Here is a 25,395-nt window from a genome sequence, read left to right on the forward strand (position 1 = left end):
AGTTTTCGGTGGATCGGCAACGAGGATTGCGTCGGGCCGTCTTGGAAAATGCGCGCATTCCGTGTATCATAAAATGGTATAGTCACTTGATACATAAAGGATGGTTTGGTTTTGAAGAAAATAGCGCCGCTTTTTGTTGCACTGGGGGCCCTGAGCTTTGGGGTGCCCGCGTCATTGTTTAAAATTGCCCGCCGGGAAGGGGTCGTGAACGGACCGTTGTTGTTCTGGTCCTTCTTGAGCGCCGTGGTCATTCTGGGCATCGTCCACGTGGCCCGGCGCAACTGGCTGCGGTACCAGCACACCAACTGGAAGCAAATCGGGCTGGTGATCGCGGCCGGGACCGGGTCGGGGTTCACCAATACGTTTTACATTCAGGCTCTCAAGTTGATTCCCGTAGCCGCAGCGGCCGTTATGCTGATGCAGGCCGTCTGGTTGTCGGTGCTGCTGGGGTCGTTGATCCAGCGCCGGTGGCCGTCCCGGCTGCAGGTGCTCAGCATCGTGCTGGTACTGGTGGGAACCGTCCTAGCAGCGGGTCTGTTCCCCATCACCGAGGCCCTGTCGCCACTCGGCCTGTTCTTCGGCTTCCTGGCGGCCTGTGGGTATGCTTGTACCATGCAATTCACGGCCAGTCTGGGGAATAACCTGGATCCGATGACCAAGACCTGGTTGCTGTGCTTCGGGGCGTTCTTGCTGATCTCCATCGTGTGGGGGCCGCAGATCACCACGTCGCCGGTCACGTGGCCAACGTTGAAGTGGGGCGTCCTGATCGCCCTGTTCTCGATGGTCTTTCCACTGGTGGCCTATTCGTTGTTCATGCCGTTACTGGACCTCGGCATTGGGCCCATCCTGTCCTCACTGGAGCTGCCGTCGTCGATTGCGGTGGCGTTCATCCTATTAGGTGAAACGGTCAGTGGGTTGCAGATGGTGGGGGTCCTGATCATCATCACCGCCGTGGTGTTGCCGAACGTTTGGGGGATGTGGCACCGCCAACGCACGAACAAGGCTTGACTGAGAAACGGGGGTAGAATCTGCCCCAAATAAAACAGCAGGCAGAAGATTCTCTTAAAACTGGGAATTTTCTGCCTGCTGTTTGTGTCTCCGACCAGTTAGGGCCGAAACGTGCGCCAGCTAACCGCCCTTGGACCGGGCTGGCTTACTTAATGATGGTTGTGGGAATCCGGTCGGCCGGAATCTCTCGGGGCGTGAAGGTCGCGGTCGTTTGGCCGACGGTGAGACCGAAGACGGCCTCAAAGCCGGGGGGTAAGACCCCCGCGGGCAGACTCGGCAGGCTGGCCATGTTGTAGTTGGCCCCCAGCCCCAGGTCTTCGGCACACAGCACCATGTTGTGGACGATGACGCCGGCCGAGAGGACCTCCATGCGGCCGGGCTGGTGAACGGCCACGATGATCTCCGTTGGGGCGTCGTAGTTACCGGATAGCTGGTGGAGCAGGTCGGGGTCCTGAATGGCGACGAGTCGGTAGTCACCGTAGTTGCCCATCCCGACCGGCGCAGCGTTTCCGGCCGCCAAAAGGGTGGTCAGTTGTTCCGGCGTGATCTGGCCCGTGTAGGTACGAATGGCGCGGCGGGCGCGCAGTAATTTTGCAGTTTCCATAGTATCATCATCCCTCCTGTCCCCATTGTACTCGGCCACGATGGGAAGCAAACGGGGCAACTTTAGTAAGTTGGTAAAACCATTTAAACTGAAAATTGACCCGGCGCGGTCGCTTTAGTAGCTTTTAGGGGGGCAGGTTCGCTAAAATAGACCGCAAAAGGAGTGAGGGATTATGCGACCACGGGCACGGTGTTTTCTGTATCACGCAGCGACGGATTCGGTCTTATTAATTACCCGGTTTAAGGATGGCCAACACTATTGGACGGTTCCTGGCGGGGCCGTTTTGACGGACGAGACGGCCGCGGAGACCGTTCAACGGGAACTATTAGCGGAGTTGCGCCTGCACCTGACGCCGGGCCAGCTCCGGCCCTTGGCGGAGACGGTGCGGCACGGGGATCCCGAAACGTATTTTGTGGCGGAGCTGGCCATGGATCAACCCCTGACGATTCACAGTGTCGAGTTGAATCAGGAGCGCGCCAACAATTGGTACCAACCCCAGTGGGTCTCCCGGGACAGCTTGGTGACCAAGCTACCATACCTCAACGCCATCGCGCGGTTGGCGACGGCCCAACTGGCGGAGAGGATTCCCGCGGGGGCTCTCTGAAGGGACGAATGAAGCCCGGTAGTGACGAAAGATTCCATAAAGTAAATTGGCCCAGTGAGAATCTGAAAATTCTCACTGGGCCGATTTTTGATGAAGCGGAAAAGTATTGACTGGATTTGATACCTCACAGAGAGCCGCAGAGTCGAAATAGGGCGAGAAACGCTTCAGCCAACATTTATTTTAAGATATTGGTAGGGGGACCACTCATCGGCAAGATGGGGATTCTTTCTGACCGCGCTAGGGGTTACACCAACGAGGTCTTTGAATTCACGTGTGAGGTGGGATTGGTCTGAAAACTTTAAGGCTTCGGCGATCCTCGATAGTGGGAAATTGGTGATCTGAATGAGCTGAATGACCCGATTTACTTTGATTAAAATCTTAAACCGCGTAATCGTGACGCCAATTTCGTTTTTGAAACTTTTTCCTAAGTAGTGCTGGGATACTCCTAATTGGTTGCCGAATTCACTAGGCGTTGGACTACTTTCAGGAGAGTCAACGATTGTTTGGTAGACGTAACGTACATTCTTAGAAAGATGGACGTTGTGTAGGTGTTGGACCCGGGTTGCCATATCCACTAAAATTTCTTCAATTTTTTGCATAACTTCATCGAAAGAGCCAAGTTGCTCTAGGATTCGGATGTACTCATCGTTTAGTGAATAGGCTTGATCGTAATCCATCCCTGATTTAATGGCTGAACGTAAGGTTACGGAAACGCAAATGATGCCCCAGTTCTTAACGCTGCGAACACGTCCCTTATCCGAGAGAATTCCAATTCGCCCAGAATGAATCAGGCGAATGAGGGTATCGTGGATTGCTGAAGTGTCGCCCAACATAACGGCCGATTTTAAGGCTTGTTCATAGACGTAACTGATATGGACACCCTTATCAGCAAAATTGACGGTGGTGATAATATTATTCATTTGGTTAGAGGCTTTGGTGTTCTGAAAAGCGACATCAATAGTCGTTTCATCGACGGGATGCTGAATCAGTTCGGAGAAAAATAAAATTTGTTTGTAGCATTGGTCCCGTTCCAAGATGGTGGTATTTAACCGTTTGGACATGTAAATGATTTTATAGTCTTGATTAAATTCTTGGTCATCAGGGGTGTAATTAAGGATTTCGGGACCGATGAGGTAGGCAGTACCGGACTTGATGAAGCAAAACGTGTAGAGCGTTTGACTATGACGAAAGATAACAAAACTATCATGATGGGGAATGCTTTTTAGCATTGTGATGTACGCATTTGAGAGTATTCGGCCCGCTTTGAATTCGACTTTGAAAAGATTCTTCAAAATTTTTATTTGAATGGCGGGGATGTTTAAAGAGCTGATGTAGAGCTGTTCGAGCGTCATTTGATCACCTGATTTTTAAATTTATCTTCTAAAAAGGACCGTTTTATTCAAATTAAGACTATTATAAGCCGTTATACTCATTCGTGTAAGCGGTTACGTGAAATAAACAATAAAAGGAGTTTGTTTTATGTAATCCGCATGAAAACAATACGTATGGGAGGTATTCATCGTGAAAATCTATGTTGATGCAAAAGCAACACGAGATGGCAACGGAACTAAAGAAGCACCGTACAAACAAATTAACCACGCAGCACAGGTGGCTGAACCAGGAGATGAAGTCTTAGTCTTCCCTGGAATCTATCGTGAATACGTCAATCCAGTTCATGGCGGAACTGACGATGCACGGATTACATACCGCAGTGTGGAGCCGCTAAAGGCCACAATTACCGGTGCGGAAGAAGTTAAGAGCTGGAAACAGTACCAAGGCAATGTGTGGGTCGCTCGGATTGACAACGGATTATTTGGATCATGGAACCCCTACACGACTTATGTGATGGGTGATTGGTACTTTGGTCCAGTGGATAAGCATACCGGAGCCGTTTACATGAACGACCGTCAATTCTACGAAACGACCTCTTTGGAAGAGTGTCTCGAAGCCAAAGTGTACGGGCGGTCATGGGAACGGAAGAACTCAATTTATAAGTGGTATACCGAACAAGATGAAGCGGCCGACCAAACTATTATTTATGCTAATTTCCAGGGTAAGAATCCTAATCATGAAAACGTGGATATCAACGTTCGTCGGGAAGTCTTCATGCCTCAAGAAACCGGCATTAATAACATTACGGTTAGTGGTTTCACCATCAATAAAGCCGCTACGACTTGGGCACCACCTGCATCTTACCAAGATGGGATGATTGGCCCGCACTGGTCTAAGAATTGGATTATCGAAGACTGCGATATCAGTCATAGTCGGTGTGCCGGAATTTCATTAGGGAAGTATCGCGATCCAGTCAACGACCAGTACTTTACTTACAAGCATGTGAAGAGTCCCACTCAAATGGAACGGGATGCAGTTTGCCGGGGTCAATATCATGGCTGGTTAAAGGAAAATATTGGCCATCACATTGTTCGTCGTTGCAATATCCATCACTGTGAACAAAACGGAATTGTTGGGCGTCAAGGTGGAGTCTTCAGCTTAATTGAGGACAACCATATCCATGATATCAACAATATGCAAGAATTGGCGGGTGCTGAAATTGCCGGTATCAAGATGCACGCGGCAATCGATGTGATTATTCGTCGGAACCATATCAATGATTGCACCATGGGTATTTGGACCGACTGGGAAGCTCAAGGTACTCGAATTACTCAAAATCTTCTGGATCATAACTATGCACCGGATGGTACGGCGGTTCGAATTGTTGGTGCCATGCAGAGTCAGGATATCTTCGTGGAAGTGGGGCATGGACCAACCTTAATTGATAATAATCTCTTGCTTTCTAAGGCGTCACTTCGGTTAGCAACTGAAGGGGTTGCCTGTGTTCACAACTTGATGTTGGGATCTATTACGTCAATTGGGGCTAATACGGACTATCCAGGTGTTGGTAAGACGGAACCACGGTTTACGCCATATCACATTCAACATCGGACGGAAGTTGCGGGCTTCATGACTATTTTGCACGGGGACGATCGATTCTACAACAATATCTTCGTTCAAAACTGGGCAGTAGAGCCTAAAGATCAAGAGACGGTTGTTGACCGTGAGCCGGAAGATACTGAACAAGTTGGGACCAACGGTTTCGATGATTATCCAACCTATGACGAATGGTATGCACCATTTGCACGACTCGATGGCACGTACGCAAGAGAAAATGACATGAATGATTTAATGAGTGCGCATTTCGGCCATTTGCCAGTCTGGGCTGCTGGGAATATGTACTTTAACGGTGCGAAAGCTTGGAAGAAGGAACAGGACAACTTCATTAATACAACGGATAAGGTGACGTTTGAATTAGTTGAAGATGGTGATAAGACGACCATTAAGACGAATCTGTATGACCTTATGGGTGAGTACTACGAAGGGATTATTACGTCCGATACGTTGGGTGAAGCGTTTGAACCAGAGCAACGTTATGAAACCCCGCAAGGCGATGACATCGTCTTCAATCAAGATTACTTTGGCAATCATCGTGGCGTATCCACGGTTCCTGGGCCGTTCGTTTCAGGTGAAGCAGCGCAAAAGGCATTATGGACTAAATAAAATCAGCTTCGAATTAGAATCAACTTACACTTTAGAATTCGATCATTTCATAAATTAAAGTTTAGTTCGTTGTTATACGAAAGGGTTCTTACTAGAAAGGAGCAATCGTTGTTGTGACCTCTAGTGGGGACCCTTTTACATAAAAATATGTAGTGGATTGGTGCTAGGTGATCGGTAGAATTGTTCGTTAATATGGAGGAATCATAATGGAAAATGCAGTGGAAAAAAAGGGAAAATTTCCTTATAGATTAGGATTTGGGATTCTGTTTGGACTTTTAGGTTGGTTGGTCCCTTATTTAGGGGTTAACTCAACGTTACTGCCTGCTAAGATCCAGCAAATAGCACCTGGTCAAAAGGTTCAAATTGTTGCGTTGCTTGCGACGATTGCAATGGTTGTTGCCACGATTGCTAACATCATTGAAGGGGCCTTGTCCGACCGAACTGTGAGTCGTTGGGGGAAACGGAACCCTTGGATTTTCGCAGGGATGATCAGTACCTTAATCTGTTTCTACTTTCTAACGAAGGTTACGACGATTTCCGGAATTATTTTGAACTGGTCGTTATTCCAGGTAGCTCTGAACATGATGGTTGCGCCGTTAGTTGCCTTCATTGCCGACAAGGCACCAAAGAAGTACCGTGGATCAATTTCAGCTTTTTACGGTGTTGGGATGAACTTTGGGACGCCAGTTGGTACGATGATTGCTTCCCGCTACATTACCAACATTAATAGTGGTATTTATATCTTCATGGTATTTGAAGTTATCTTTACACTGATTGGGTTATTCTTAGTGGGTGATGGGAGTAACAAGGGAGAAAAGGTTCCTAAGTTACATGGTTCCGAACTAATTGAAGCATTCTCCTTCCCGATTCATGGTGATGTTCGAGATTTCTACTTTGCTGTTTTTGGTAAATTGCTCTTTGTTTCTGCACAATTTATCATTACAGGGTATCAATTGTATATTTTCACGGATTATATGAAACTCTCTTCCGCCAGTGCCACGCATAATTTATCAATTATGTCGATTATTTTACTCATTACAGGGGTTTCCTTTGCGATTATCGGTGGCCCAATGGCTGATAAGTTCCATAGTCTAAAACTGCTGGTAGCTATTTCTACGGTGGCGATGGGATTAGGGGTCGCAATTCCAGCCATCGATCCAGCCCCTTGGACGATGTTCGTTTATGCCGGCTTAAGTGGGGCTGCCATGGGGATGTACAACTCGGTCGATCAAGCCTTAAATGTAACCGTTTTACCAAATCCTAATAGCGCGGCTAAAGACTTAGGAATTGTGAATTTAGCGAATTCGTTGGGACAAGTCTTCGGTCCAATCTGTGCGTCACTTGTGATTGGTGCCATGGGTTACCGGATGATCTTCCCAATGGCTGGGGTGATGTGTCTGGTTGGTGCCGGTCTGATTCTGATGATCCGTAAGGTTAAATAAGGCAGACAGCTATTGCTTTAAGTTTAATCAATATGAAAGGGCCATCCCACGTTGAAAATGTGAGATGGCCCTTTCTTGTCGCTCTGTGACTGCTTTGACAGGTGTATATTAACGGATGTGACATAAACATGTCCCGCTAGTTGATCAGAAAATGGTGGTGATATTGACTTGTTTCTCTGTCGGCTGGTGCTTCCGTACTAAACACGGGAAAATAGCAACGTCACTCTAATAAGGTGGCAGTTAAGACGATATGACAGGATGCCCGCAATCGACAGTTTCCACTGATGGTACTATGCGTATTGACATACGTGGGCTTCAAGGTTACTGACACAGTTAATACTGGGACTAGTCGGTATAGGTCGCGAGCAGTTCCTGATACCAGACCAGGTTGGCGCGGTGATGGGCGACCGTGTTGGTCAGAATCTGGGAAAAGTGGTTGGGAAGATTGGGCGTCTCTCGCAGTGACGTCTCGGTCAGCGCAATCTTTTTTTCTGTCGTGGCGATTTGCCCCCGCAGGAGCTCGGGCAACAGGTCCGGGGCCTGGTCGGCAAAGAGCAAGACGACGTAGAAGGCCATCGGGGTGGGATCGTTGACCCGACCAAACCGGGCAAAGGCCCGCCGAAAGTCGGCCACGCCAGCCGCCGTGATTTGATAACGGGTCTCCTTGGCATCGGCCGTCGCGGCGGGCAATTGCTGAATCAGGCCCTTATGCGCCAGTTGCGTCAGGTTATAGTAGAACGACCCCTTGGTGTAGTGAATGACGTAGTCGAAGTGGTGCGTTCGCATGTAGGTCAGGAGCTCGTAGCCGTAAGACCCGACGCCCTGCTGCAGCAATCCCAGGATGAGAAAGGGGATCATGCCGGATCCTCCTGAGCCGCTTGGTAGGCGGCGATGAAGTCGGCAAACGTCCCCTGACCCTGGGCGAACCGTTTGCTGGCTAGGTACTGCCGTTCGGCCGGCGTTGGCGTGGACTGGGTCAGTTGAGCCACCTGGGTCGCCTCCTGGGCAGCGGGGACGGTGACGTCAGCCTGCGTTTGAAAGGCCTGATAGTACCGGTAGCCGAAGCGCCGTTGGGAAGGGGCGTCCAGGTGGATACCATCGGGATTGGACGTGAGGCCCGTGGCGGTGGCCACGTAGGCCTGCGGCAGTGCGGCAGCGACCTGGTGGATGGCGGCGTTGATCTGTGGGGCCTCCACGGCACTCAGGCCGAAGCCTTGTTGGCCTAAGAAGTCCGGTAATTCACCCAGGATAATGGGCACGTGGGGCAGCTTGAGGGCCGTTCGCAGGTGCGTTAGCGTGGCCGTTAACTGTTGTGGATAGGTCCGGTAGAGATGGTCATGACTGTCGTTTTCCCCCTGGTGCCAGAGAATGGCGATGATGTCGCTGGTTTCCTGGGCGAACTGGGCCTCTTGGATGGCGTGACGCAGCAATGGGCCGTCCGGGCCCCATTCGGCGATGGCACTTCCCCCTTCGGCACAGGGAATCAGGCCGAGTTGCTCATGCGGATGAGCTTGCGACCACGCCTGGGCGAAGGCCGGGGCGGGACCGACACCCGCGACCTCCCGATCAAAGTTGACCGGTTCGGCCATGAGTTGCCAGCGCCCGTTGCGGAACATGGACAGGTTTTCGTTAACGATGGGGGGAACGGCGGTCAGGAAGCCCCGACCGGCCATGTTCGATTGACCCACCATGAGAATTGATTTCATGATTAAAACTCCTTTTAGTCTAATTAGACTACTTAGTTTAAAGACTGGCGCGCTAAACGTCAAGGGACGACTGACTAAAAAGAGGCGAGGGTTGGCTGAATTTAGTATAATGTATCTAAGGAACCTTTTATAAAGACTAATATGTCAGTAAATAGATGGCGGTTGATTATGATAAAGTAACTCAGTAACTTTTACAATTTACTCGAAAGTGAGGTGGCATCATTGGGAAAACGACTCGAAAATAAGCGTCGGAAGCGGTTGGAAATCATCACGAACGCCCTCCGGTTATTTCAGGAACGGGGCTATGAGCAGGTCTCAACCGCCGATATCGCCACGGCAAGTCACATCGCCAAGAAGACGTTTTACCAGTATTTTCCCACTAAGGACGCGGTGGTCTTTGACCGCGAGGGTGCATTGCTGGCGCAGCTGGTGGCCTTCTTGCAGACCCGACCAGCTCCCGTCTGGCCGGCCTACGTGGCGTGGGTCCGCCGCTGGGCCCAACAGGACACCCACGCCTCCGTCGCCCACGTCTTGTTTGCCAACCCGGAACTGGTGCGGGCGACCCCTGCGCTGCAGACCCGGTTACTGGTGATGTGGGCCGGTTACGAACGGGTCTTGGCACAATACCTTCGCCGATTAGACCTGTGTCCGGACCCGGTCACGGCCCAGCTGCTGGCCGGTCGCCTGGTGACGGTCTTTCGGGTGGCCGTCGACCAGAATCTCGCGGTGACGGGAGTGCTTGACCGCCTGACGCAAAAAACGTTTCCGCCGGTCGTCTGACCGGGGAAACGTTTTTTTAGGGGACTACTTAGTCTTGCGCCGCCAACAAGGGTAAGAGGTCGGTCAACTGATGAATCTGGTAGGTCGGTTGGCTGGTCGCGGGGAGGTCCTGATGGGCGGGATTGAACCAGACGCTGGCCAGGTCGGCCTGGTGAGCGCCTGCGATGTCCGCACTCAGGGAATCACCGATGACCAGCATGTCGGACGGGGTCGCTGGGGCCAACGTGGCCTCAACGGTCTTGAAGAAGTGGGGGTCGGGCTTGCTGTAGCCCAATTCCTCGGCCAAGAATAGGCGGTCGAAGTAGTGTTCGATGTGGGCGGCGGCCAGCTGTTGGTGCTGCTTGGCCCGTGACCCGTTCGAGATGACGACCAACTGGTGGTGCGGGTGCAGGGCAGCCAGAATCTCCCGCGCGCCGGCAATCAGGTGGTGTTCGGCGAAGAAGAGGCCTTGAAACTGTTGCTCACAGGCCACGCCATCGACGGCGATGCCAAAATGATCGAAGTAGCGGCTGAAGCGGGTGTTGACGAGTTCGGTCTGGGTCAGTTGCTTTTGTTCCAGCTGCCCCCACATCTCCCAGTTAAGCCGGTGCCAGTAGGCCAATTGGTCGTGGTCAAAGGCAAAGTCAAAGGGCAAATCCAGTTGCCGCAACGCCTCCTGGGCATTGCGGTCGGTGTCGAGCAGGGTTTGGTCTAAATCGAATAATAGGACGGGATACTGCACGGTCCGTCGCCTCCTAAATTTTTTTCTTAGGATTAACTCTATCATATTTTGCCCAACCTTGGCGATGGTTCAGGCCCGAAAATGGCCGGCCAACCATTTCATTTTATGGCGTGACTTGTTACACTAAGAACGATACTAGTCCATTTTCAGGCTAGCACGATCAGAAACATGGAGGCCAGAAAAGGATGCAATCATTGAAACGACGACTGGTGCTCGCCCTCTGTCTCGGGGGCTGGGGCATCTGGGGCCTGGTTCCGGCGGCCCAGGCGGCCACCATCGCTCCGGCGGACGTGGTCCCGACCCTGTTTTTCCACGGGTCCGATAGCAGTTATCACGCCGAGCGGTATATGGTGGGTGCGGCCAAGCACGCCAAGGTGACCAAGTCGGTGATCCGCGCCGACGTATCGGCCCGGGGAAAGGTAAAGTTGATTGGGAAGTTTCGCCCGACGTCACCCACCCCCATCGTGGAGGTCAATTACCGCAACAGTCGCAACTTTAACTATCGAACGGATGGTCGTTGGGCCCGTAACGTGGTCCGCAAGCTGCAAAGCGTGTACCACTTTAAGCGCATGAACATGGTGGGGCATTCGATGGGGAACATGGCCATTATGTACTACTTACTGGCGAACGGGACCAACCGCAAGCTGCCCCAATTGCAGAAGCAGGTCTCGCTTGGCGGGCACTATGATGGGGTCCTGGGCGAGGGCGATTGGCCCCACCGGATTCGCCTGGCCAAGTCGGGGCGGCCCACGCCGATGGATACGGCCTACCGGCAATTATTGGCGCTGCGGCAACGCTACCCGTGGCACCAGGTGCGGGTGCTGAACATTTACGGCGACCTGGGAGACGGCACGGACTCGGACGGCCGGGTCGCGAACAACTCGTCCCGGTCGCTCCGGTATTTGGTGGCACACCGGGTGCTCAGTTACCGCGACAAGCAATTTAAGGGGCGTAACGCCCAGCACAGCAAGTTGCACCATAACGCCCAGGTCGATCGAACCTTGATCAAGTTCCTGTGGAATAAGGCCTAAGTACGACGCCGTCCGCAATCGTGGACGGGGCCGTTTTTTTGCGACCTGACCCGGGGTTGAGTATTAAACGATTAATCAGCAAACGAATCCGGTGGAGCGCTGACCAATGCAGTCAGTAAAGAATTGCGACGCCCCGGTTCCCTTGGTATTCTGAGCAAGTACCATCAAATACGGGGAACACGAGGAGGATTATTCATGGGAGCGACATCACATGGATTGCAAAAAGCTTTACTGAGTTTATTGGTACCGCTGATGGTGACGGGGGGCCTGGGAAACCTGACGACGGCCCACGCCGCGACGACCGGAGTGCCAATCACGGCGCCGGCGCAACCGGATAAATACCGCACGGCGTTGAGCGAACCCGGGTTTCAAACCGCACAGCGACAGTACCGCCGCGATATTCCGGTCCAATTCCTGGGCATTAACGACCTGCACGGGGGGCTCGATAATACGGGGATGGCCTGGATCAACAACGTTAAGTACGACGGTGTGGGGCACGTTAGCCGCTTGGCCGCGTACCTGAATCAGGCACAACGCCAGTTCTTGCGGGTCCACCATTCGTTGAATACGTTTCGGCTGCAGGCGGGGGACATGGTCGGGGCCTCACCCGCTAATTCCAGCCTGTTAGCCCACGAACCCACCATGCACGCCTTACGGGCCATGCATTTTCAACTGGGGACCCTGGGGAACCACGAGTTCGACCGGGGACTGGGTGAATTCAACCGGATCTTGACGGGCGGGTCGCCCGGTGCGGATGCCGATTCAGTCGTCAAGCGCTACCCACACCGGGCGACCCGGATGCAGGAAGTGGTCTCGAACGTGGTCCGGAAGTCCGATGGCAAGCAACCTTACGGCTATCAGCCCTACGTGATTCGCACGGTACGGGCCCATGGTCGCAGCGCTAAGATCGGCTTTATCGGCATTGAGACGACCGACCTGCCGAACCTGACCTATCCCCGAAATTACAAGGATTACCGGGTGCTGGACGAGGCCGAGACCATTGCCAAGTATGACAAGCTGCTGAACAAGAAGGGCGTTAAGGCCGTGGTGGTCATGGCCCATACCGGTGCCGGTACCTGGAAGGGGAAGACCAGCGGGGATGCGGTCAACATCTTGCAAAAGGTCAACCGGATCGACCCCGATAACAACGTCGGCCTGTACCTGGCCGCCCACTCCCACCAATACGCCAACGCGGTCGTGGGCAAGACCCGCATCGTGCAAGCCCTGTCGAGCAGCCGGGCCTACGACGATACCCAGGGATACATCAACCCCCGTACCGGGAAGTTCAGCACCTTAGAGACCCACGTGTACCCCGTGCTTTCCGCGCAGGATGATCCGCTGACCAAGACCAACCGGCGGGTCGACCGCATCGTACGCGATGCTAACCGGCGGGTCGCTGGGAAGATCAACGCGGTCATCGGAACCGCGGCAACGACGGCGGCGATTGACCAGACGTCCGACCAAAACGGCGAAAGCCCGATCGGAGAACTGGTGGTGGACGGCCAGCTGTACGAAGCCAAGCGGAAGGGCCAACCTGCCGACTTTGCCCTGACCAATACCGGTGGGGTGCGCTCGAAGCTGGTGGTCGACGGGCAAAAGCACATCACCTGGGGCGCCGCGCAGGCCGTGCAACCCTTCGGTAACGTGTTGCAAATCATTGAAATGACGGGACAACAGGTCGTCGATGCGTTGAACAAGCAATACAGTGCCAAAGGGGCTTTGCAGGTTGCCGGATTACGGTATACTTACACGGGAAAGGGCCAACAAACCCGCGTCGTTCGGGTCACTAAGACCGACGGCACCCCGTTGGACCTGCAAGCCAAGTACCGGGTCGTCATCAACGACTTCCTGCACACTAACGCCAAGTACGGTTTCGTAGGGACGCCGGTCGTGGGCTCGTTAGCCTCGGACACGGACGTCTTTGTCCAGTACATTCAGGACATGCAGGCGGCTGGAAAAACCATTGCCGCCCCTAAAGCGGATCGCAAGACGCCCCAATCAGACGCTACGCCGGTCACCAGTCTGACGGTCGCTCCCGTCACGACACCGGCCGCTTAATCATCAATTGTATAAAATGAGAAAAACGGACCTTCGAGAAACTTTCTCGGAGGTTTTTTAAGATGGTCGAGCCTATTATCAAATAATAATGGAAGGATTAGTGAAACGGTTGACATGAAATTAACCGCCAAGCACGCTAAGGGGTGGACGTTTCAATCAGCCAACATAAATCGTTTTACATATTGATAGCGCTTGATTACTAGGAATTTTAGCAAAATCCAAAATCCCCCTTGAAATTACAATTCAATTAGATTAAAGTTAGAAAATTGACTACATAAAACTAACCAGACAAGGAGTGCCGCCATGAAAGACATTTTTAGAAAAGAATCAGTTAGCACTTATTTAAAGGCCGATGCTCGGTTGACCAAGACTCTCCGTGCGCGGGACTTAGTGGCGTTGGGAATCGGGGCCGTCATCGGAACCGGGATCTTCATTCTGCCGGGACACGAGGCGGCGTTGCATGCCGGTCCCGCCGTTGCCGTGGCGTTCTTGCTGGCAGCGTTGGTGTCCGGTATCGTGGGGATGGCCTACGCCGAATTTTCCTCGGCCATGCCAGTAGCCGGCTCGGCCTATTCCTTCGGGTCCGTCATCTATGGGGAAATCGTCGGGTGGATCCTCGGCTGGGCGTTGATCCTGGAATACTTCCTGGCCGTTTCGGCCGAGGCGACCGGCTTTGCGGCCTACTTTAACAACAACATCCTAGCGGCGCTGGGTATCAACCTGCCCAAGGCGCTGCAGGCGGGCCCGATGGAAGGCGGGGTCATCAACCTGTCGGCCACGGTGATCGTGTTGGTGATTGCGTTGATCATCTCGCAGGGGGCCAACCTGTCGAAGAAGGTCGAGAACTTTGCGGTGGTCATTAAGGTGGCCATCATCATCCTGTTCATCGTGGTGGGTGCGTTCTACATCAAGACCGAAAACTACGTGCCGTTTTACCCTAAGCAGTTCCAGACCACGCCGTTTGGGCTCGGGGGGATCTCGACGGCGGCCGCCACGGTCTTCTTCGCCTTTATCGGGTTCGATGCGTTGGCCGCCAACTCCGCGGAGACCATCGAACCGGAAAAAAACGTGGTGCGCGGCATCCTGGGGACCGTTCTGGTCTCCGTGGTCCTATACGTGGCCTTCTCGTTCGTTCTGACCGGAATCGTGAACTACTCGCAATTAAACGTGGATGATCCGGCGGCTTACGCGTTGCAGGTGATCCACCTGAACACCTGGAACAAGCTGATCACGATTGGGGCTCTGATTGGAATCTTTACGGCCATGATCACCATGTTCTTCGGGGGCTCCCGGCTGGTCTACGCCCTGGGCCGCGACGGCCTGTTGCCGGCGAAGATGGGCGCCATCAATTACAAGCACACGGTGCCGCAAAACGCCATCATCGTGGCGACCATCGTGCAGGCGTTCTTTGCCGGACTGGTACCGCTGACCGAGTTGGCATCGTTGATCAACGCCGGAACGCTGTTGGCGTTTGCCTTCATCTCCTTTGGGGTGATTCCGTTGCGGAAACGAAAAGACATCCCCAACAAGGGCTTTAAGATGCCGTGGTACCCGTTTTTGCCGATCCTGGCCGGGCTGTCAAGCATCTACTTCATCATCATGCTGCCCAACATCACCAAGATTTCGGTGGGGCTGTGGCTGGTCTTAGGGCTGGTCATCTACTTCGTGTACGGGATTCGTCACTCGAAGTTACAACAAAACCAATAACACCTAACGGGAACGTCTACCGCGATTGCGGCGAGCCGTTCCCGTTTTTTTTAGGATTTAGGCAAGTTTCTTAAGTTTTCTTGAATGGCCGGGTGATTTTAAGGTTCGTCATCTATACCTAAGCTAGGCGCTTTACCAAGCCAATCAAACTTTCAGGGAGGAACCTTTTATGACAAATTCATCAACGAAAAAAAAGGTCACCATCGCTATCTCCAGCGTTGCCGTTCTTGGCGGTCTGATCGCGGCCCCACAGGTGTTGGGCCAGGGTCATCAAGCCCCCGCGGCGCCCCAAGCCCAGGCCAAGACGAAACCTAGTGGCAAGCCTGGTAGTCAACCGAGCGGGACCAGCGCCCCCGGTCAGACCAGTAGCAGTGCTAAGCTCTCCGGTAAGACCACGGTTACCGGGAAAAAGACCCTTAACCAGCAAACGCTGAAGGCAACGACCGCTAATCAGTCGGCCGTTTACGTGAAGAAGGGCGGGAACCTCACCCTGACCGGGTCGCGGGTGACCAAGTCGGGCAACACCACCAGTACCGATAACAGTAATTTCTTTGGCCAAAACGCCGGCATCTTGGTGACGAAGGGGGGCACGGGCACCCTGAAGAACCTGACTGAGACGACGCAATCGGTGGGCTCCAACGCCGTCTTTGCGACCGGGAGCAATGCCCGGGTCACGGTCAAGAATGCGACGATCCACACGACCAAGAGTTCCTCACGGGGACTCGATGCCACTTATAAGGGCAAGATTACCGCGACGAACACCAACATTACCACGAAGGGCAGCCATTCCGCGGCCCTGGCGACCGACCGGGGTGGTGGGACGGTGCAGCTGACCAAGGGGACCCTCAAAACGGCGGGCGACGGGTCGCCGGTCCTGTACTCGACCGGTGATATTGTCGCCAACAACGTCACCGGGACGGCGACCGGCGCCGAGGCCGCCGATATTGAGGGGTCGAACACGATTACGGTGAAGAACTCGACGCTGACCGGCTACCGTAACAATGGCGTCATGTTGTATCAAAGCATGTCGGGAGATTCCGAGGTCGGGACGTCGGTCTTCACCATGACGAACGGGTACTTAACGTCCAAGGTCAAGAGTGGCTCCAAAGGGACGTCTAAGCATACCGGGGCGCTGTTCTACGTGACCAACACCACGGCCAAAATCAATCTGACCAACGTGAAGCTCAGCAATGCGTCGAGCACGCTGATTCGGCTAGCGGGCGACCGGTGGGACACCAGTGGCAGTAACGGGGGCAAGCTGACCCTGACCGCCAAGAACCAGACCTTAAAGGGCAACGTCTTGATCGCCAAGGGCAGTACCCTGAAGCTCGCCCTGACGTCTGGCAGTACCTTCACCGGGGCCATTAACGCCGCCAACACGGCCGGTAAGTCGACGGTGACGCTGAAGGGGTCCAACACCTGGTCGGTCACCAAGAACTCGCACATTACCGCGTTGATCAGTACCAAACAGGCGTTAAAGAACATTCACTCGAACGGGCACAACGTTTACTATGCTAAGAGCAATCAAGCCAACAAATGGCTCAAGGGCAAGACTTACCACCTGACCGGCGGTGGCAAGCTGATTGCGGAGTAACCACGGTTAACGATGACGAAAAGTCTGGGCGGAGGCCCAGGCTTTTTTTAGGCAGTTGAGGTCGGTGCCCGGACGCCGGAATTTTTCGCGTGGTCCCGTGTCGTCCACCAACCGGGCATGGTATAGTGAATGGTAAAGACCGATTGAGGAGCGATTGTGTATGTATAAAATTATGACCAGTGATCTGGATGAAACGTTGTTGCGTCAGGATGGCAGTATCTCCCAAGCCAACATTGACGCGATTGCCCAGGCGACCCAGCGCGGCGTGAAGTTCGTGCCGAATACCGGGCGGAGCTTTCTCAGCGTGCAGGCCCTGCTGAAGCAGCTGCACCTGTACCAGCAACCCAACGAGTACGTGGTCTCCTATAACGGGGGCGCGGTCATCGAGAACCAGGGGAACCGGGTCATCGTCAGCAACGCCATGCCGTACGCCGAAGCCGCCCAGGTCTTTACGCTGATGCAGCAGTTCGACGTGGACATCCACGTGTATACGCTCGATCACCTGTACATCTACCGGCTCCGGGCCGATGACCGGGACTACCTGGCCACGCGGGGCGTCGCCTTCACCGAGATGGTTGGCGACTTTCGCCAGTTCAAGGACGACCAGATCATGAAGGTCATCTGCATGAACCCGGACCTGACCGTGCGCCAGAACGTGTATCAAGCGGTCACGGCGGCGTTTGAGCAGATCAACTGTACCTATTCCTCGGGCATCTACATGGAGGTCAACCACGCCGGGGTCGACAAGGGCAACGCCATCTTGGCCCTGGGCGACCGACTGGGCGTGAGTGCGGCGGAAATCATCGCCATCGGGGATAACGCCAATGACTTGGGGATGCTGACCAAGGTCGGCATGCCGGTCGCCGTGGCCAACGGGATTCCGGCCGTTAAACGGGTCGCCAAACTCGTGACGCCCCACGATTACGAGCGGGGCGTGGCCGATGCGATTGAAACGCTCATTTTACGCTAGGGCCCGGCAGGCGATGGGATCAGCCACCGCTGCAGGTGGCCATACAAAAAGCACCGTCAAATCTCACTCGATTTGACGGTGCTTTTTAGCGGGTTGCAAGTTCGTTTGGGGGTATCACCGGGCGGTTAGTACCAGTGATGGCTTTGCCAGAACTTCTTGGCCTTGGTCCAGGTACCGTAACGGCCAGCCACGTACGAGTTGGCGACCTTTTCCTGGTTAGCGGGTGAATAGTCCCCGTGCAGGTAAGCCTTCAATAATTGGTAACGGCCGTAACATTGACCGTTACGGGCGGTGTAGCTGTACCGGGATTCACGGTAGGCAATCCACTTCTTAGCGGCTTTTTGTTTTTTGGATAACGATGCGTTGATCTTGGCGATCTTCTTCTTTTGACTCGCGGAAAGCGTCGCCGCTTGAGCGGTCGTCGTGGCTTGCGGCATCAGGCTCGTCGTCACGTTCGTGGCCATCCCGAAGGAGAAGCCAAAGAGTAATAAGAATGTTGCTAGTTTGATTTTGATTTTTGACATGGATTAAAAACTCCCTAATTATCTGCTTTTCACTATCTAGTAGCATACGCGAGAAGTGTGTCAAACAGATTAATAGGCAGTTACTATGCTGTTAAAAACCTGTCACATTTAAGATATTCTCCCAAATGCAACTAGTTGCGCCCCAAAATAACTAAAATTTAGTCATTTAAGCTAAGAAAATGTTGCCGTTTCTGCATTGACGCCGTTAGCGTCGTTGCCGCAGCACGCGCGCCCCCACGGCGATGGTCAGACCCATCAATACCAGGAAGCTTAGCAGGACGGGTGACCAGCTGTGTCCCCACTCGTGGAGGCGCCCGAAGACGACCGGGCCCCCGGCGGCTAAGAGGTACCCCAGCGACTGGGCCACGGCGGAGCGGGCGGCCACCTGATTGGTAACGGGGCTACTGGTGGCGATCCACGTCAGGGCGGTACTGAAAATCAGCGAACAGGTGAAGCCTAAAAGCAGGGCGGCGAGCCACCAGCCGAGCCCGGACCACCCCAGGCTCAGCATCCCCAGCAGATACCCGCCGGCCAGGATGGTCAGCAGCCAACGGTCGTTAGTCACGCGGTTGAGCACCAAGGCGGCGGGGATTCCAATGAATTGGAAGGCCGCGAGCAGTTGGCCCGCTTGGTCGGCGGTCGCACCCAGCGCTTGGAAAATGGTGGGCAGCCAGGTGACCAGGCTGTAAAAGATTAGGGACTGGAGCCCCATGAAGAGGGTCAACCCGCGGGCCTGGCGGTCATGGCGTAAGAGCGTGAATACGGGTGGTTGGGAGGTGGTCGTCGGGGGCGTGGCAATGGCGGGAGTCACCAGGGCTGCCAGCAGGCCCACGACGGCGGGCAGGGCGAAGAGCCGAAGAACGGTGGCCCAGCCCAGCCAGTGTGCGAGGGGAATGGCGGCCGCCGTTCCCCCAGCGGCCAGGCCGTTCATGATGACGGAATAGGCGCTGGTCAACCGAGAAACGGCGGTCGGGGTGGTGGTCGTTTGTGCAATCATGATGGGAATCAGGACGTTCAACACGGCAATGGCGCCTCCGATGAGCAGGGTACCCAGCACGAGCGCACCGGGGGAACTTGGTCGGCAGAGGTTCGCGCCGATCAGGAGACCGTTGGTAATGAGCAGCAGGGGCTTGATACCGACCTGGCGGCTGAGGCGGGGCGTGACCATCGCACCGGCGGCGAAGCACAGCAGGGGGATGGTCACCAACAGGGCGGGCAGCGTCCCGCTAACGTGGAGCGCGTGCTGGATGGTCCCGAAGAGGGGCGTGACGGCGGTGACCGCGAGACGAAGGTTCATGGCGGTGAGCAGAATTAGAATCGTTTGGGCATTTTTGCGCATAAAAAAGAACACTCCTTAGGCTAATTCCAGCCTAGTAGAAGTGCTCCACTAGTAACATGACGGGAAAATCCCGCTATCGGAATGAAGATAATGACTCTAGAATACACGGAAGCCGACGCGGTGACAAGGGAAAATTCACCGGAATAAGTGGCAGTGGTTCGTTAAAGTCAGTTAGACTGCGTGGTTAGCGGTGGTGCACCAACCGGCCACCGACGTATACTTCCTGAATCTCGGCCGGGGTGGTCTGGTAAATCAAGCGTTCGAAGACGCTGTCACTGTCGGTCGGCATAACGGTCGCGTACCGGTCGTGCACCACTTGAAAATCGGCAAGGTAACCGGGGGCAAGCTGGCCGGCCTTCAGGTGGAGACTCTGAGCGCCCCCCTTGGTCGCCAGGTAAAAGGCCGTTTTAGCCGAGATGCGACTGGCCGCCCGTCCGGTGGGCTGGGTCGGCGTGGTTCCGTCTTGAAGCATCTGGGAAGCCATGACGGCCTGTTGGATGTTGCGGTAGAGGCTCGGCGTAAAGCCGCCGGAGATGTCGGACCCCAAGCCAACCGTCACCTGGTGATCCAGGGCGGCTTGGACCGGAAAGACGGCGTTGCCGAAGTAGGCGTTGGAGATGGGGCAGTGGGCGACGGCCGCTTGGGTGCGGTGGAGCCGGGCAAAGTCCGGTGCCGTCAACTGCGTCCCGTGAGCCACGACGGTTTTGGCGGTGAGCAGTCCCGCCCGTTCCAACACCTCAGTGTCCCGCTGGCCATTGAAGTGCGCGGGAACATACTGATCTTCCCAGACACTTTCGCTACAGTGCGTTTGGATGGGGAGCGCGTAGCGGTGGGCTAGTTGCCCGAGAAGGGTGAGGGCTCGAGGCGTGCAACTAGGGATGAAACGTGGGGTGATGACCGGAACGAGGGTCGTCCGGCTTGATTGGGCCAATTTCTGCACGGCCAGAATAAACCGTTCGGTGTCCGCGGTCAGAGTGGCGGTGGCTGAACGGTAGGTCGCGGGGGTCTGGTCGGGATTGTCCATGACGACCTGGCCAACGTACCCCCGTTGGCCTAACCGGACGCACTGCTGCGCCAGTACCAGGTTTGCCGCGTGGTGGATGGTGCCGAAGTATTGCGCGGTGGTGGTCCCATTGGCCAGCAGCTCGGCCACTAGGTGTTGGTAAACGCGCTGAGCGTAGCCGGTATCGGCGTATTTCGCTTCTAGCGGGAAGGTATAGGTGTTGAGCCAGTCTGCCAGTGGTCGATCGAGTGCCAGGCCGGCTTGAGGCCACTGGGGTGCGTGAACGTGCAGATCAATGAAGCCGGGCAACAGGTAGGTGTTGGGCGCGAGAACCACCAGGCGCTCATGGTTCTGCGCCGCTTGGCGAACGGTCGAATAGTCGGTCGCGGTCGTCGGAATGATCCGGGCGATGACGCCAGCCTCGTCGAGACAGAGGAGCGCTTGACGGTGAAAGGTGACGGTGTGTGCATCGGCGGCGGTGAACAGGGAGCCTTGAAAAACCCGGGCAAATGTCATGGAACGAACCTCCTAAAAAGTGGATGGCTTCAGCATACCATGCCGACCACGCCAAGCAAGTCAAAGCAACGGGGACGGTTACCAGCCGTTGTGTGGACGATGAAAAGTGACTTCTGACCAGGATGGGATGGCTGTTCAGTGGCGTCTCCGGCAACAAGGGTTATTTTAAAAATGAGAATTAATCTCATTTAACGATTGACTTTCTCATTTTCCCGAGTAAGATGGACACTATCAAGCGATTGCCAGTCGTGGCAGTCCCGATATCTTTAAAGACGAAGCGTCGCAGAGTAGTCCGGTCAGCGATTGACAGGGAGCTCCCTGGAATGGAACGGGAGTAATCGCCAGCTACGATGAAAGTAAGCGACAAGTCGTGATTGCGACGGGTAACCGGAGTGATCACTGGGAATGCGCCCATTACAGCAATGGAGTCTCACCGACCGTGTGCGCAGCGGCCGGCCGGACTTTCGAAGCTGATCATCGTGAGGTGGTCAGAAATTTAAGGTGGTAACACGCGATGAACCGCGTCCTTAGCAAGTGAACTTGCTAGGGGCGCTTTTTTCGTCCCGTAGCCCCCATGGAGGTCAAAAATATGTCAAAATCCTTAACGAAACGCCAGTATTTAATCTTAGGTTCCCTGTTGTTCGGGCTCTTCTTCGGCGCCGGTAACCTGATCTTTCCCATTCACCTGGGCCAACTCAGCGGGGCTAACTGGGGGGCCGCGACCCTGGGATTTCTTCTCACGGCTATTCTATTGCCGCTCCTGTCGATCCTGGCCATTAGCCTGACTCGCAGTAACAGCGCCTACGACCTGGCGTTACCGGTGGGGCGCCACTTCGCCCTGTTTTTCCTGATCCTGATTCACCTGACGCTGGGCATCTTGGTCGCGTCGCCCCGGACGGCCACGACGACCTTTGCCATGGGCGTTCAGCCGTTTCTGCCGCAGGGAAGCGACCGACTCGGGCTCCTGATCTTCTCGGCGATCTTCTTCGGCATCGCCTACGGCTTGGCGTACCATCAGAGTAAGATCACCGATTACGTGGGCAAATTGTTGAACCCCATCCTGCTGGCGCTGTTGGCGTTCATCTTCTTCATGGCCTTTGTCCTGAAGGGGCAGCTGCGGACCCTACACCTGTGGTCAGCCACGGGGACCGGCGCCGGGAGCAACCTGATCAACGGCTTTTTACAGGGGTATAACACCATGGACGCCCTGGCGGGGCTGGGGTTTGGGGTCACCATCATCGCCGCGCTCAAGGGCTTTGGCCTGACCAACGTCCGGGAACGCTCCCGGGTGGTCGCCCGGGTCGGCGCGCTGAGCATGGGCCTGGAAGCCCTGATCTATCTGGGCCTGATCGCGTTGGGCGCCTCCAGCCTGCAATACCTGTCCCTGTCGAGCGAGGGTGGGACCGCCTTTACCCAGATCATGGCCCACTACACCGGCTTGGCCGGGACCGCGATTCTGGGAGCCGTCACCTTCCTGGCCTGCATGACCTCGTGTATCGGGATGCTGGCCGCGCTTTCCCAGGACTGGGGCGAACGGTTTCCCCGGTTGGGCTACCACTTCTTTTTGACCGTGAGTTGCCTGGGCGCCTTTAGCATCGCCAACCTTGGGCTGACCCAGATCATTCAATATTCGACGCCGCTCCTGAGTTTCGTGTACCCGCTGGCCATGGCACTGATCTTCCTGGGGGTCCTGCACCGGTGGATCGGGCAGAACCCTGTGATTTACCGGACGACAGTTTGGCTGACGCTGCTGCCGGCGGTGTTGGACGCGATTCATAACCTGCCACCGGTCTGGGCCCACTGGCCGCTGTTCCACGCCATCGATGCCTGGGCCAGTCAGACGATTCCGTTGTTCAGCGTAGGGCTCGACTTCTTTCCGTTCATGGTCGTGGGCCTGCTTGGTAGCTGGCTGTGGGTCAAGGCCCGCGGCACGGCGGTGGCCAGTGCGAAATCGGAGCCTCGTTAAGGGGCCATTGGTTGGGTAAAACTTGAAAAGGCGTGCCAACACCGTCGTGACGATGCTGGCACGCCCCTTTTGCGGTGCGGTTCGGGTCCTTAACGGGGGGCAATCCCGATGGCGAGGACGCCCAGCTGGCGTTCTTGCGCCGGCGAATAAAGGGTGTGCATGTCGCGGACCATTTGGGTGACGCTTGTCTGGGGGCCGCTGCCGACCTGCAGGCTGGAATACCGGTTGAAAAGTGCCTGAAAAGTCGTAAACTGGTCAAGACTGGTGACCTTGGTGGTGAGTTGGCGGTGCGTCCGCAGGTCCGTGAAAACGATGGTATCGCCCACGGTGAGCCGCCGGCGTTTGGCGTCGTTCAACCGCACCTCGATGGTCTTGAGTTTGTTTTCAATCAACATGAATTGATCGTGTTGGAGTTGCATGTTCATGGTAGTCATTGATCTCCCCGTCCTTCTTGATGTTCTTATAATTCTTATTATAAGACGAGGGTGGACGTTTGGGTCGGCAGGGCGTGTCAGAATTGCGGGTCACCGGTGAAACGAAAGCGAGTGAGGGAAAAAGATGTTGATTCGAACCATGGAAGCGCGGGACAATCCCGCGATGAAGCAGATTTTGCGCGACGATTTACGAGCGGCCGGACTGGATATTCCGGGGACCGCCTACGATGATGCCAATCTGGACACGCTGGCCCAGTTCTACGCCGCCCGGAATGACCGGCATTACTGGGTGGTCGAAAATGAGCGGGGCGAGGTCGTTGGGGGTGCCGGCTGTGCCGCTTACGACCCGGATCACGGGGTGGCGGAGCTGCAGAAGGTCTACCTGCGGACCGATGCCCGGGGCCACGGGTTGAGCTATCAGCTGATCGACCGGGTCACCGCCTTTGCCCGGTCCGTGGGCTACCAGGAACTGTACCTGGAGACCCACCATCGCCTAGCAGCCGCCATTCACGTGTATGAAAAGCTGGGATTTCACCGGTTGCCGGGCCCCTTGTTGGTGGCCAGTCACGGCACCATGGACCGTTTTTATCTTAAATCATTAGGATAACTTCGAAAAATAATAATTTATCCGGTTAAATAGCTGTTCCTTTGGGGATGAAAGGGCTATCATAAATATGTTCAGCCTAAGTTTTTACCAAAGGAGTGGTGAGTTTCATGACAATGCCCACATTTGAATTAAGTAATGGGGTCCAAATTCCTGCCGCCGGGTTCGGCGTGTTTCAGGTCGAAAACGGTGGGACGACCAAGCAGGCGGTCCTGGATGCCCTGGCGGCCGGCTACCGGTTGATCGATACGGCCCAGGCGTACGGCAACGAAGCCGAGGTCGGTGAGGCCTTGGCGGAATCCGGCGTGGCCCGAGAAGACCTGTTCGTGACGACCAAGGTCTGGGTCAGCTCGGCGGGGTACGACGCGACGATGCAGGCGTTCACGGAGTCATTGCAGAAGCTACAGCTTGACTACCTGGACCTCTACCTGATCCATCAGCCTTACGGGGACGTCTTCGGGTCCTGGCGGGCGCTGGAGGACCTGCGTCAGGCGGGCAAGGTCCGGGCAATCGGCGTGTCGAACTTCAACGCGGACCGCTTGGTCGACCTGGCGCAACACAACGCTATCATCCCACAGGTCAACCAGATTGAGGTCAACCCGTGGTTCCAACAGGAGGATGAATACCAGTGGAACCAGAAGCTGAAGGTTCAGGCGGAGGCCTGGGCGCCGTTCGCGGAAGGGCGGCATCACCTGTTCACCAACGAGACGTTGCAGCGCATCGCGGCGGCCCACGACAAGCAGGTGGGCCAAGTGGTTCTCCGCTGGCTCTACCAACGGGGCATCGTCAGCCTGGCGAAGACGGTTCATCCGGCACGGATGGAAGAGAACCTGGCCATCTTTGATTTCGACCTGTCACCGGTCGAGATGCAGCAGATCACGCAGCTGGACCGGCATGAGTCGGCGTTCTTTGACCACCGGGATCCAGCCACCGTCATTGATTTGGGCGGGGGCATGCCGGACGTGGCGGCCAAGGCCCGTTAAGCGGTAGACGCAACGACTAGGGGAATCTGGGACGAGGGTCCTGGGTTCCTTTTTTGCGTGCCAGTAAGTGGCCGGTCAACGGGAGACCTGGGGTGACTATCATGGTTTTAATCGTTTATGGAAGATGGGTAAGCGAAAAAAGGATTAAACTGGGAAGATTATAAGTATATACATAAAAATTACTTTAACTAAAGTAAACAAACCAATCCCACGACCACAACACAGAACAAAACCATTTCGCTGACA

General features: G+C 55.0%; 22 protein-coding genes. 13 read left to right on the forward strand and 9 right to left on the reverse strand.

All coding sequences use genetic code 11. From position 1 onward, the window contains the following. Positions 1 to 111: 111 nt before the first annotated feature. Positions 112 to 1,008, forward strand: a complete 897-nt coding sequence (locus FD37_RS02880) for an EamA family transporter (protein ID WP_056963313.1) — start codon at positions 112 to 114, stop codon at positions 1,006 to 1,008. A gap of 145 nt (positions 1,009 to 1,153) precedes the next feature. Here the strand turns inward: FD37_RS02880 and FD37_RS02885 are convergent, their stop codons facing one another. Beyond that, positions 1,154 to 1,612 carry a nitroreductase family protein gene (locus FD37_RS02885; RefSeq protein WP_045806591.1) on the reverse strand — a complete coding sequence of 153 codons (459 nt, stop codon included), beginning with the start codon at positions 1,610 to 1,612 and terminating at the stop codon, positions 1,154 to 1,156. Positions 1,613 to 1,784: 172 nt separating this feature from the next. Between FD37_RS02885 and FD37_RS02890 the strand changes: the two genes are divergently transcribed. Then, positions 1,785 to 2,216 carry an NUDIX domain-containing protein gene (locus FD37_RS02890; protein ID WP_045806590.1) on the forward strand — a complete coding sequence of 144 codons (432 nt, stop codon included), beginning with the start codon at positions 1,785 to 1,787 and terminating at the stop codon, positions 2,214 to 2,216. Positions 2,217 to 2,380: 164 nt separating this feature from the next. On the opposite strand, the gene FD37_RS02895 is transcribed toward FD37_RS02890, so the two are convergent. Beyond that, positions 2,381 to 3,568 (reverse strand): helix-turn-helix domain-containing protein, encoded by a 1,188-nt coding sequence (locus tag FD37_RS02895; protein WP_056963315.1) that lies wholly within the window; start codon positions 3,566 to 3,568, stop codon positions 2,381 to 2,383. A gap of 169 nt (positions 3,569 to 3,737) precedes the next feature. Between FD37_RS02895 and FD37_RS02900 the strand changes: the two genes are divergently transcribed. After that, the gene (locus tag FD37_RS02900; protein WP_045806588.1) at positions 3,738 to 5,771 is read left to right on the forward strand and encodes a right-handed parallel beta-helix repeat-containing protein; all 2,034 of its coding nucleotides are present in this window, start codon (positions 3,738 to 3,740) and stop codon (positions 5,769 to 5,771) included. 206 nt (positions 5,772 to 5,977) lie between these two features. Continuing rightward, on the forward strand, positions 5,978 to 7,213 hold the full coding sequence (locus FD37_RS02905) for an MFS transporter (RefSeq protein WP_045806587.1): 1,236 nt from the start codon (positions 5,978 to 5,980) through the stop codon (positions 7,211 to 7,213). Between the two features lie 345 nt (positions 7,214 to 7,558). Here FD37_RS02905 and FD37_RS02910 read toward each other — a convergent pair whose 3' ends face one another. Together FD37_RS02910 and FD37_RS02915 are read right to left on the reverse strand one after the other, a co-directional pair. Continuing rightward, positions 7,559 to 8,071 carry a PadR family transcriptional regulator gene (locus tag FD37_RS02910; protein ID WP_056963317.1) on the reverse strand — a complete coding sequence of 171 codons (513 nt, stop codon included), beginning with the start codon at positions 8,069 to 8,071 and terminating at the stop codon, positions 7,559 to 7,561. Continuing rightward, complete coding sequence (locus FD37_RS02915; RefSeq protein WP_056963320.1) at positions 8,068 to 8,919, reverse strand: sialate O-acetylesterase; 852 nt, start codon at positions 8,917 to 8,919, stop codon at positions 8,068 to 8,070. The genes FD37_RS02910 and FD37_RS02915 overlap by 4 nt, the downstream gene beginning before the upstream one ends. A 222-nt stretch (positions 8,920 to 9,141) precedes the next feature. Here FD37_RS02915 and FD37_RS02920 point away from each other — a divergent pair, with 222 nt between their 5' ends. Beyond that, positions 9,142 to 9,699 carry a TetR/AcrR family transcriptional regulator gene (locus tag FD37_RS02920; RefSeq protein ID WP_056963322.1) on the forward strand — a complete coding sequence of 186 codons (558 nt, stop codon included), beginning with the start codon at positions 9,142 to 9,144 and terminating at the stop codon, positions 9,697 to 9,699. 28 nt (positions 9,700 to 9,727) lie between these two features. Here the strand turns inward: FD37_RS02920 and FD37_RS02925 are convergent, their stop codons facing one another. Then, positions 9,728 to 10,420, reverse strand: coding sequence for a YjjG family noncanonical pyrimidine nucleotidase (locus FD37_RS02925; RefSeq protein WP_056963324.1), 693 nt, complete (start codon positions 10,418 to 10,420; stop codon positions 9,728 to 9,730). Between the two features lie 185 nt (positions 10,421 to 10,605). Here FD37_RS02925 and FD37_RS02930 point away from each other — a divergent pair, with 185 nt between their 5' ends. The 5 genes from FD37_RS02930 to FD37_RS02950 all read left to right on the forward strand — a co-directional run bounded on the left by FD37_RS02930 (position 10,606) and on the right by FD37_RS02950 (position 17,780). Beyond that, a complete protein-coding gene (locus FD37_RS02930; RefSeq protein WP_225436284.1) occupies positions 10,606 to 11,451 on the forward strand; it encodes an alpha/beta hydrolase in 846 nt (281 codons plus the stop codon). Positions 11,452 to 11,646: 195 nt separating this feature from the next. Next, positions 11,647 to 13,509 carry a bifunctional metallophosphatase/5'-nucleotidase gene (locus FD37_RS02935; protein ID WP_056963325.1) on the forward strand — a complete coding sequence of 621 codons (1,863 nt, stop codon included), beginning with the start codon at positions 11,647 to 11,649 and terminating at the stop codon, positions 13,507 to 13,509. A 303-nt stretch (positions 13,510 to 13,812) separates the two neighbouring features. Beyond that, a complete protein-coding gene (locus FD37_RS02940) occupies positions 13,813 to 15,216 on the forward strand; it encodes an APC family permease (protein WP_045806580.1) in 1,404 nt (467 codons plus the stop codon). A 169-nt stretch (positions 15,217 to 15,385) separates the two neighbouring features. Beyond that, positions 15,386 to 16,810, forward strand: coding sequence for a hypothetical protein (locus tag FD37_RS02945; RefSeq protein ID WP_056963327.1), 1,425 nt, complete (start codon positions 15,386 to 15,388; stop codon positions 16,808 to 16,810). Positions 16,811 to 16,970: 160 nt separating this feature from the next. Continuing rightward, positions 16,971 to 17,780, forward strand: a complete 810-nt coding sequence (locus FD37_RS02950) for a Cof-type HAD-IIB family hydrolase (RefSeq protein ID WP_056963330.1) — start codon at positions 16,971 to 16,973, stop codon at positions 17,778 to 17,780. A gap of 125 nt (positions 17,781 to 17,905) precedes the next feature. Here the strand turns inward: FD37_RS02950 and FD37_RS02955 are convergent, their stop codons facing one another. The 3 genes from FD37_RS02955 to FD37_RS02965 all read right to left on the reverse strand — a co-directional run bounded on the left by FD37_RS02955 (position 17,906) and on the right by FD37_RS02965 (position 21,162). Next, entirely contained in the window at positions 17,906 to 18,304 is a 399-nt protein-coding gene (locus FD37_RS02955) for an aggregation-promoting factor C-terminal-like domain-containing protein (protein WP_056963332.1), read from the reverse strand. A 205-nt stretch (positions 18,305 to 18,509) separates the two neighbouring features. Beyond that, positions 18,510 to 19,643 (reverse strand): MFS transporter, encoded by a 1,134-nt coding sequence (locus FD37_RS02960; RefSeq protein WP_056963334.1) that lies wholly within the window; start codon positions 19,641 to 19,643, stop codon positions 18,510 to 18,512. A 184-nt stretch (positions 19,644 to 19,827) separates the two neighbouring features. After that, positions 19,828 to 21,162, reverse strand: a complete 1,335-nt coding sequence (locus FD37_RS02965) for an amidohydrolase family protein (protein ID WP_056963336.1) — start codon at positions 21,160 to 21,162, stop codon at positions 19,828 to 19,830. A gap of 589 nt (positions 21,163 to 21,751) precedes the next feature. Between FD37_RS02965 and brnQ the strand changes: the two genes are divergently transcribed. Next, positions 21,752 to 23,128: a branched-chain amino acid transport system II carrier protein gene (brnQ, locus tag FD37_RS02970; RefSeq protein WP_056963338.1), complete on the forward strand. Its 1,377-nt coding sequence runs from the start codon at positions 21,752 to 21,754 to the stop codon at positions 23,126 to 23,128. An 89-nt stretch (positions 23,129 to 23,217) separates the two neighbouring features. Here the strand turns inward: brnQ and FD37_RS02975 are convergent, their stop codons facing one another. Beyond that, positions 23,218 to 23,553 (reverse strand): ASCH domain-containing protein, encoded by a 336-nt coding sequence (locus FD37_RS02975; protein ID WP_056963508.1) that lies wholly within the window; start codon positions 23,551 to 23,553, stop codon positions 23,218 to 23,220. A gap of 133 nt (positions 23,554 to 23,686) precedes the next feature. On the opposite strand from FD37_RS02975, the gene FD37_RS02980 reads away from it, so the two are divergent. Together FD37_RS02980 and FD37_RS02985 are read left to right on the forward strand one after the other, a co-directional pair. Next, positions 23,687 to 24,169: a GNAT family N-acetyltransferase gene (locus FD37_RS02980; protein ID WP_056963340.1), complete on the forward strand. Its 483-nt coding sequence runs from the start codon at positions 23,687 to 23,689 to the stop codon at positions 24,167 to 24,169. Between the two features lie 107 nt (positions 24,170 to 24,276). Then, positions 24,277 to 25,149, forward strand: a complete 873-nt coding sequence (locus tag FD37_RS02985) for an aldo/keto reductase (protein ID WP_056963343.1) — start codon at positions 24,277 to 24,279, stop codon at positions 25,147 to 25,149. Positions 25,150 to 25,395 lie beyond the last annotated feature (246 nt).

It is taken from the genome of Levilactobacillus spicheri DSM 15429 (assembly GCF_001435095.1).
Taxonomy (GTDB): domain Bacteria; phylum Bacillota; class Bacilli; order Lactobacillales; family Lactobacillaceae; genus Levilactobacillus; species Levilactobacillus spicheri.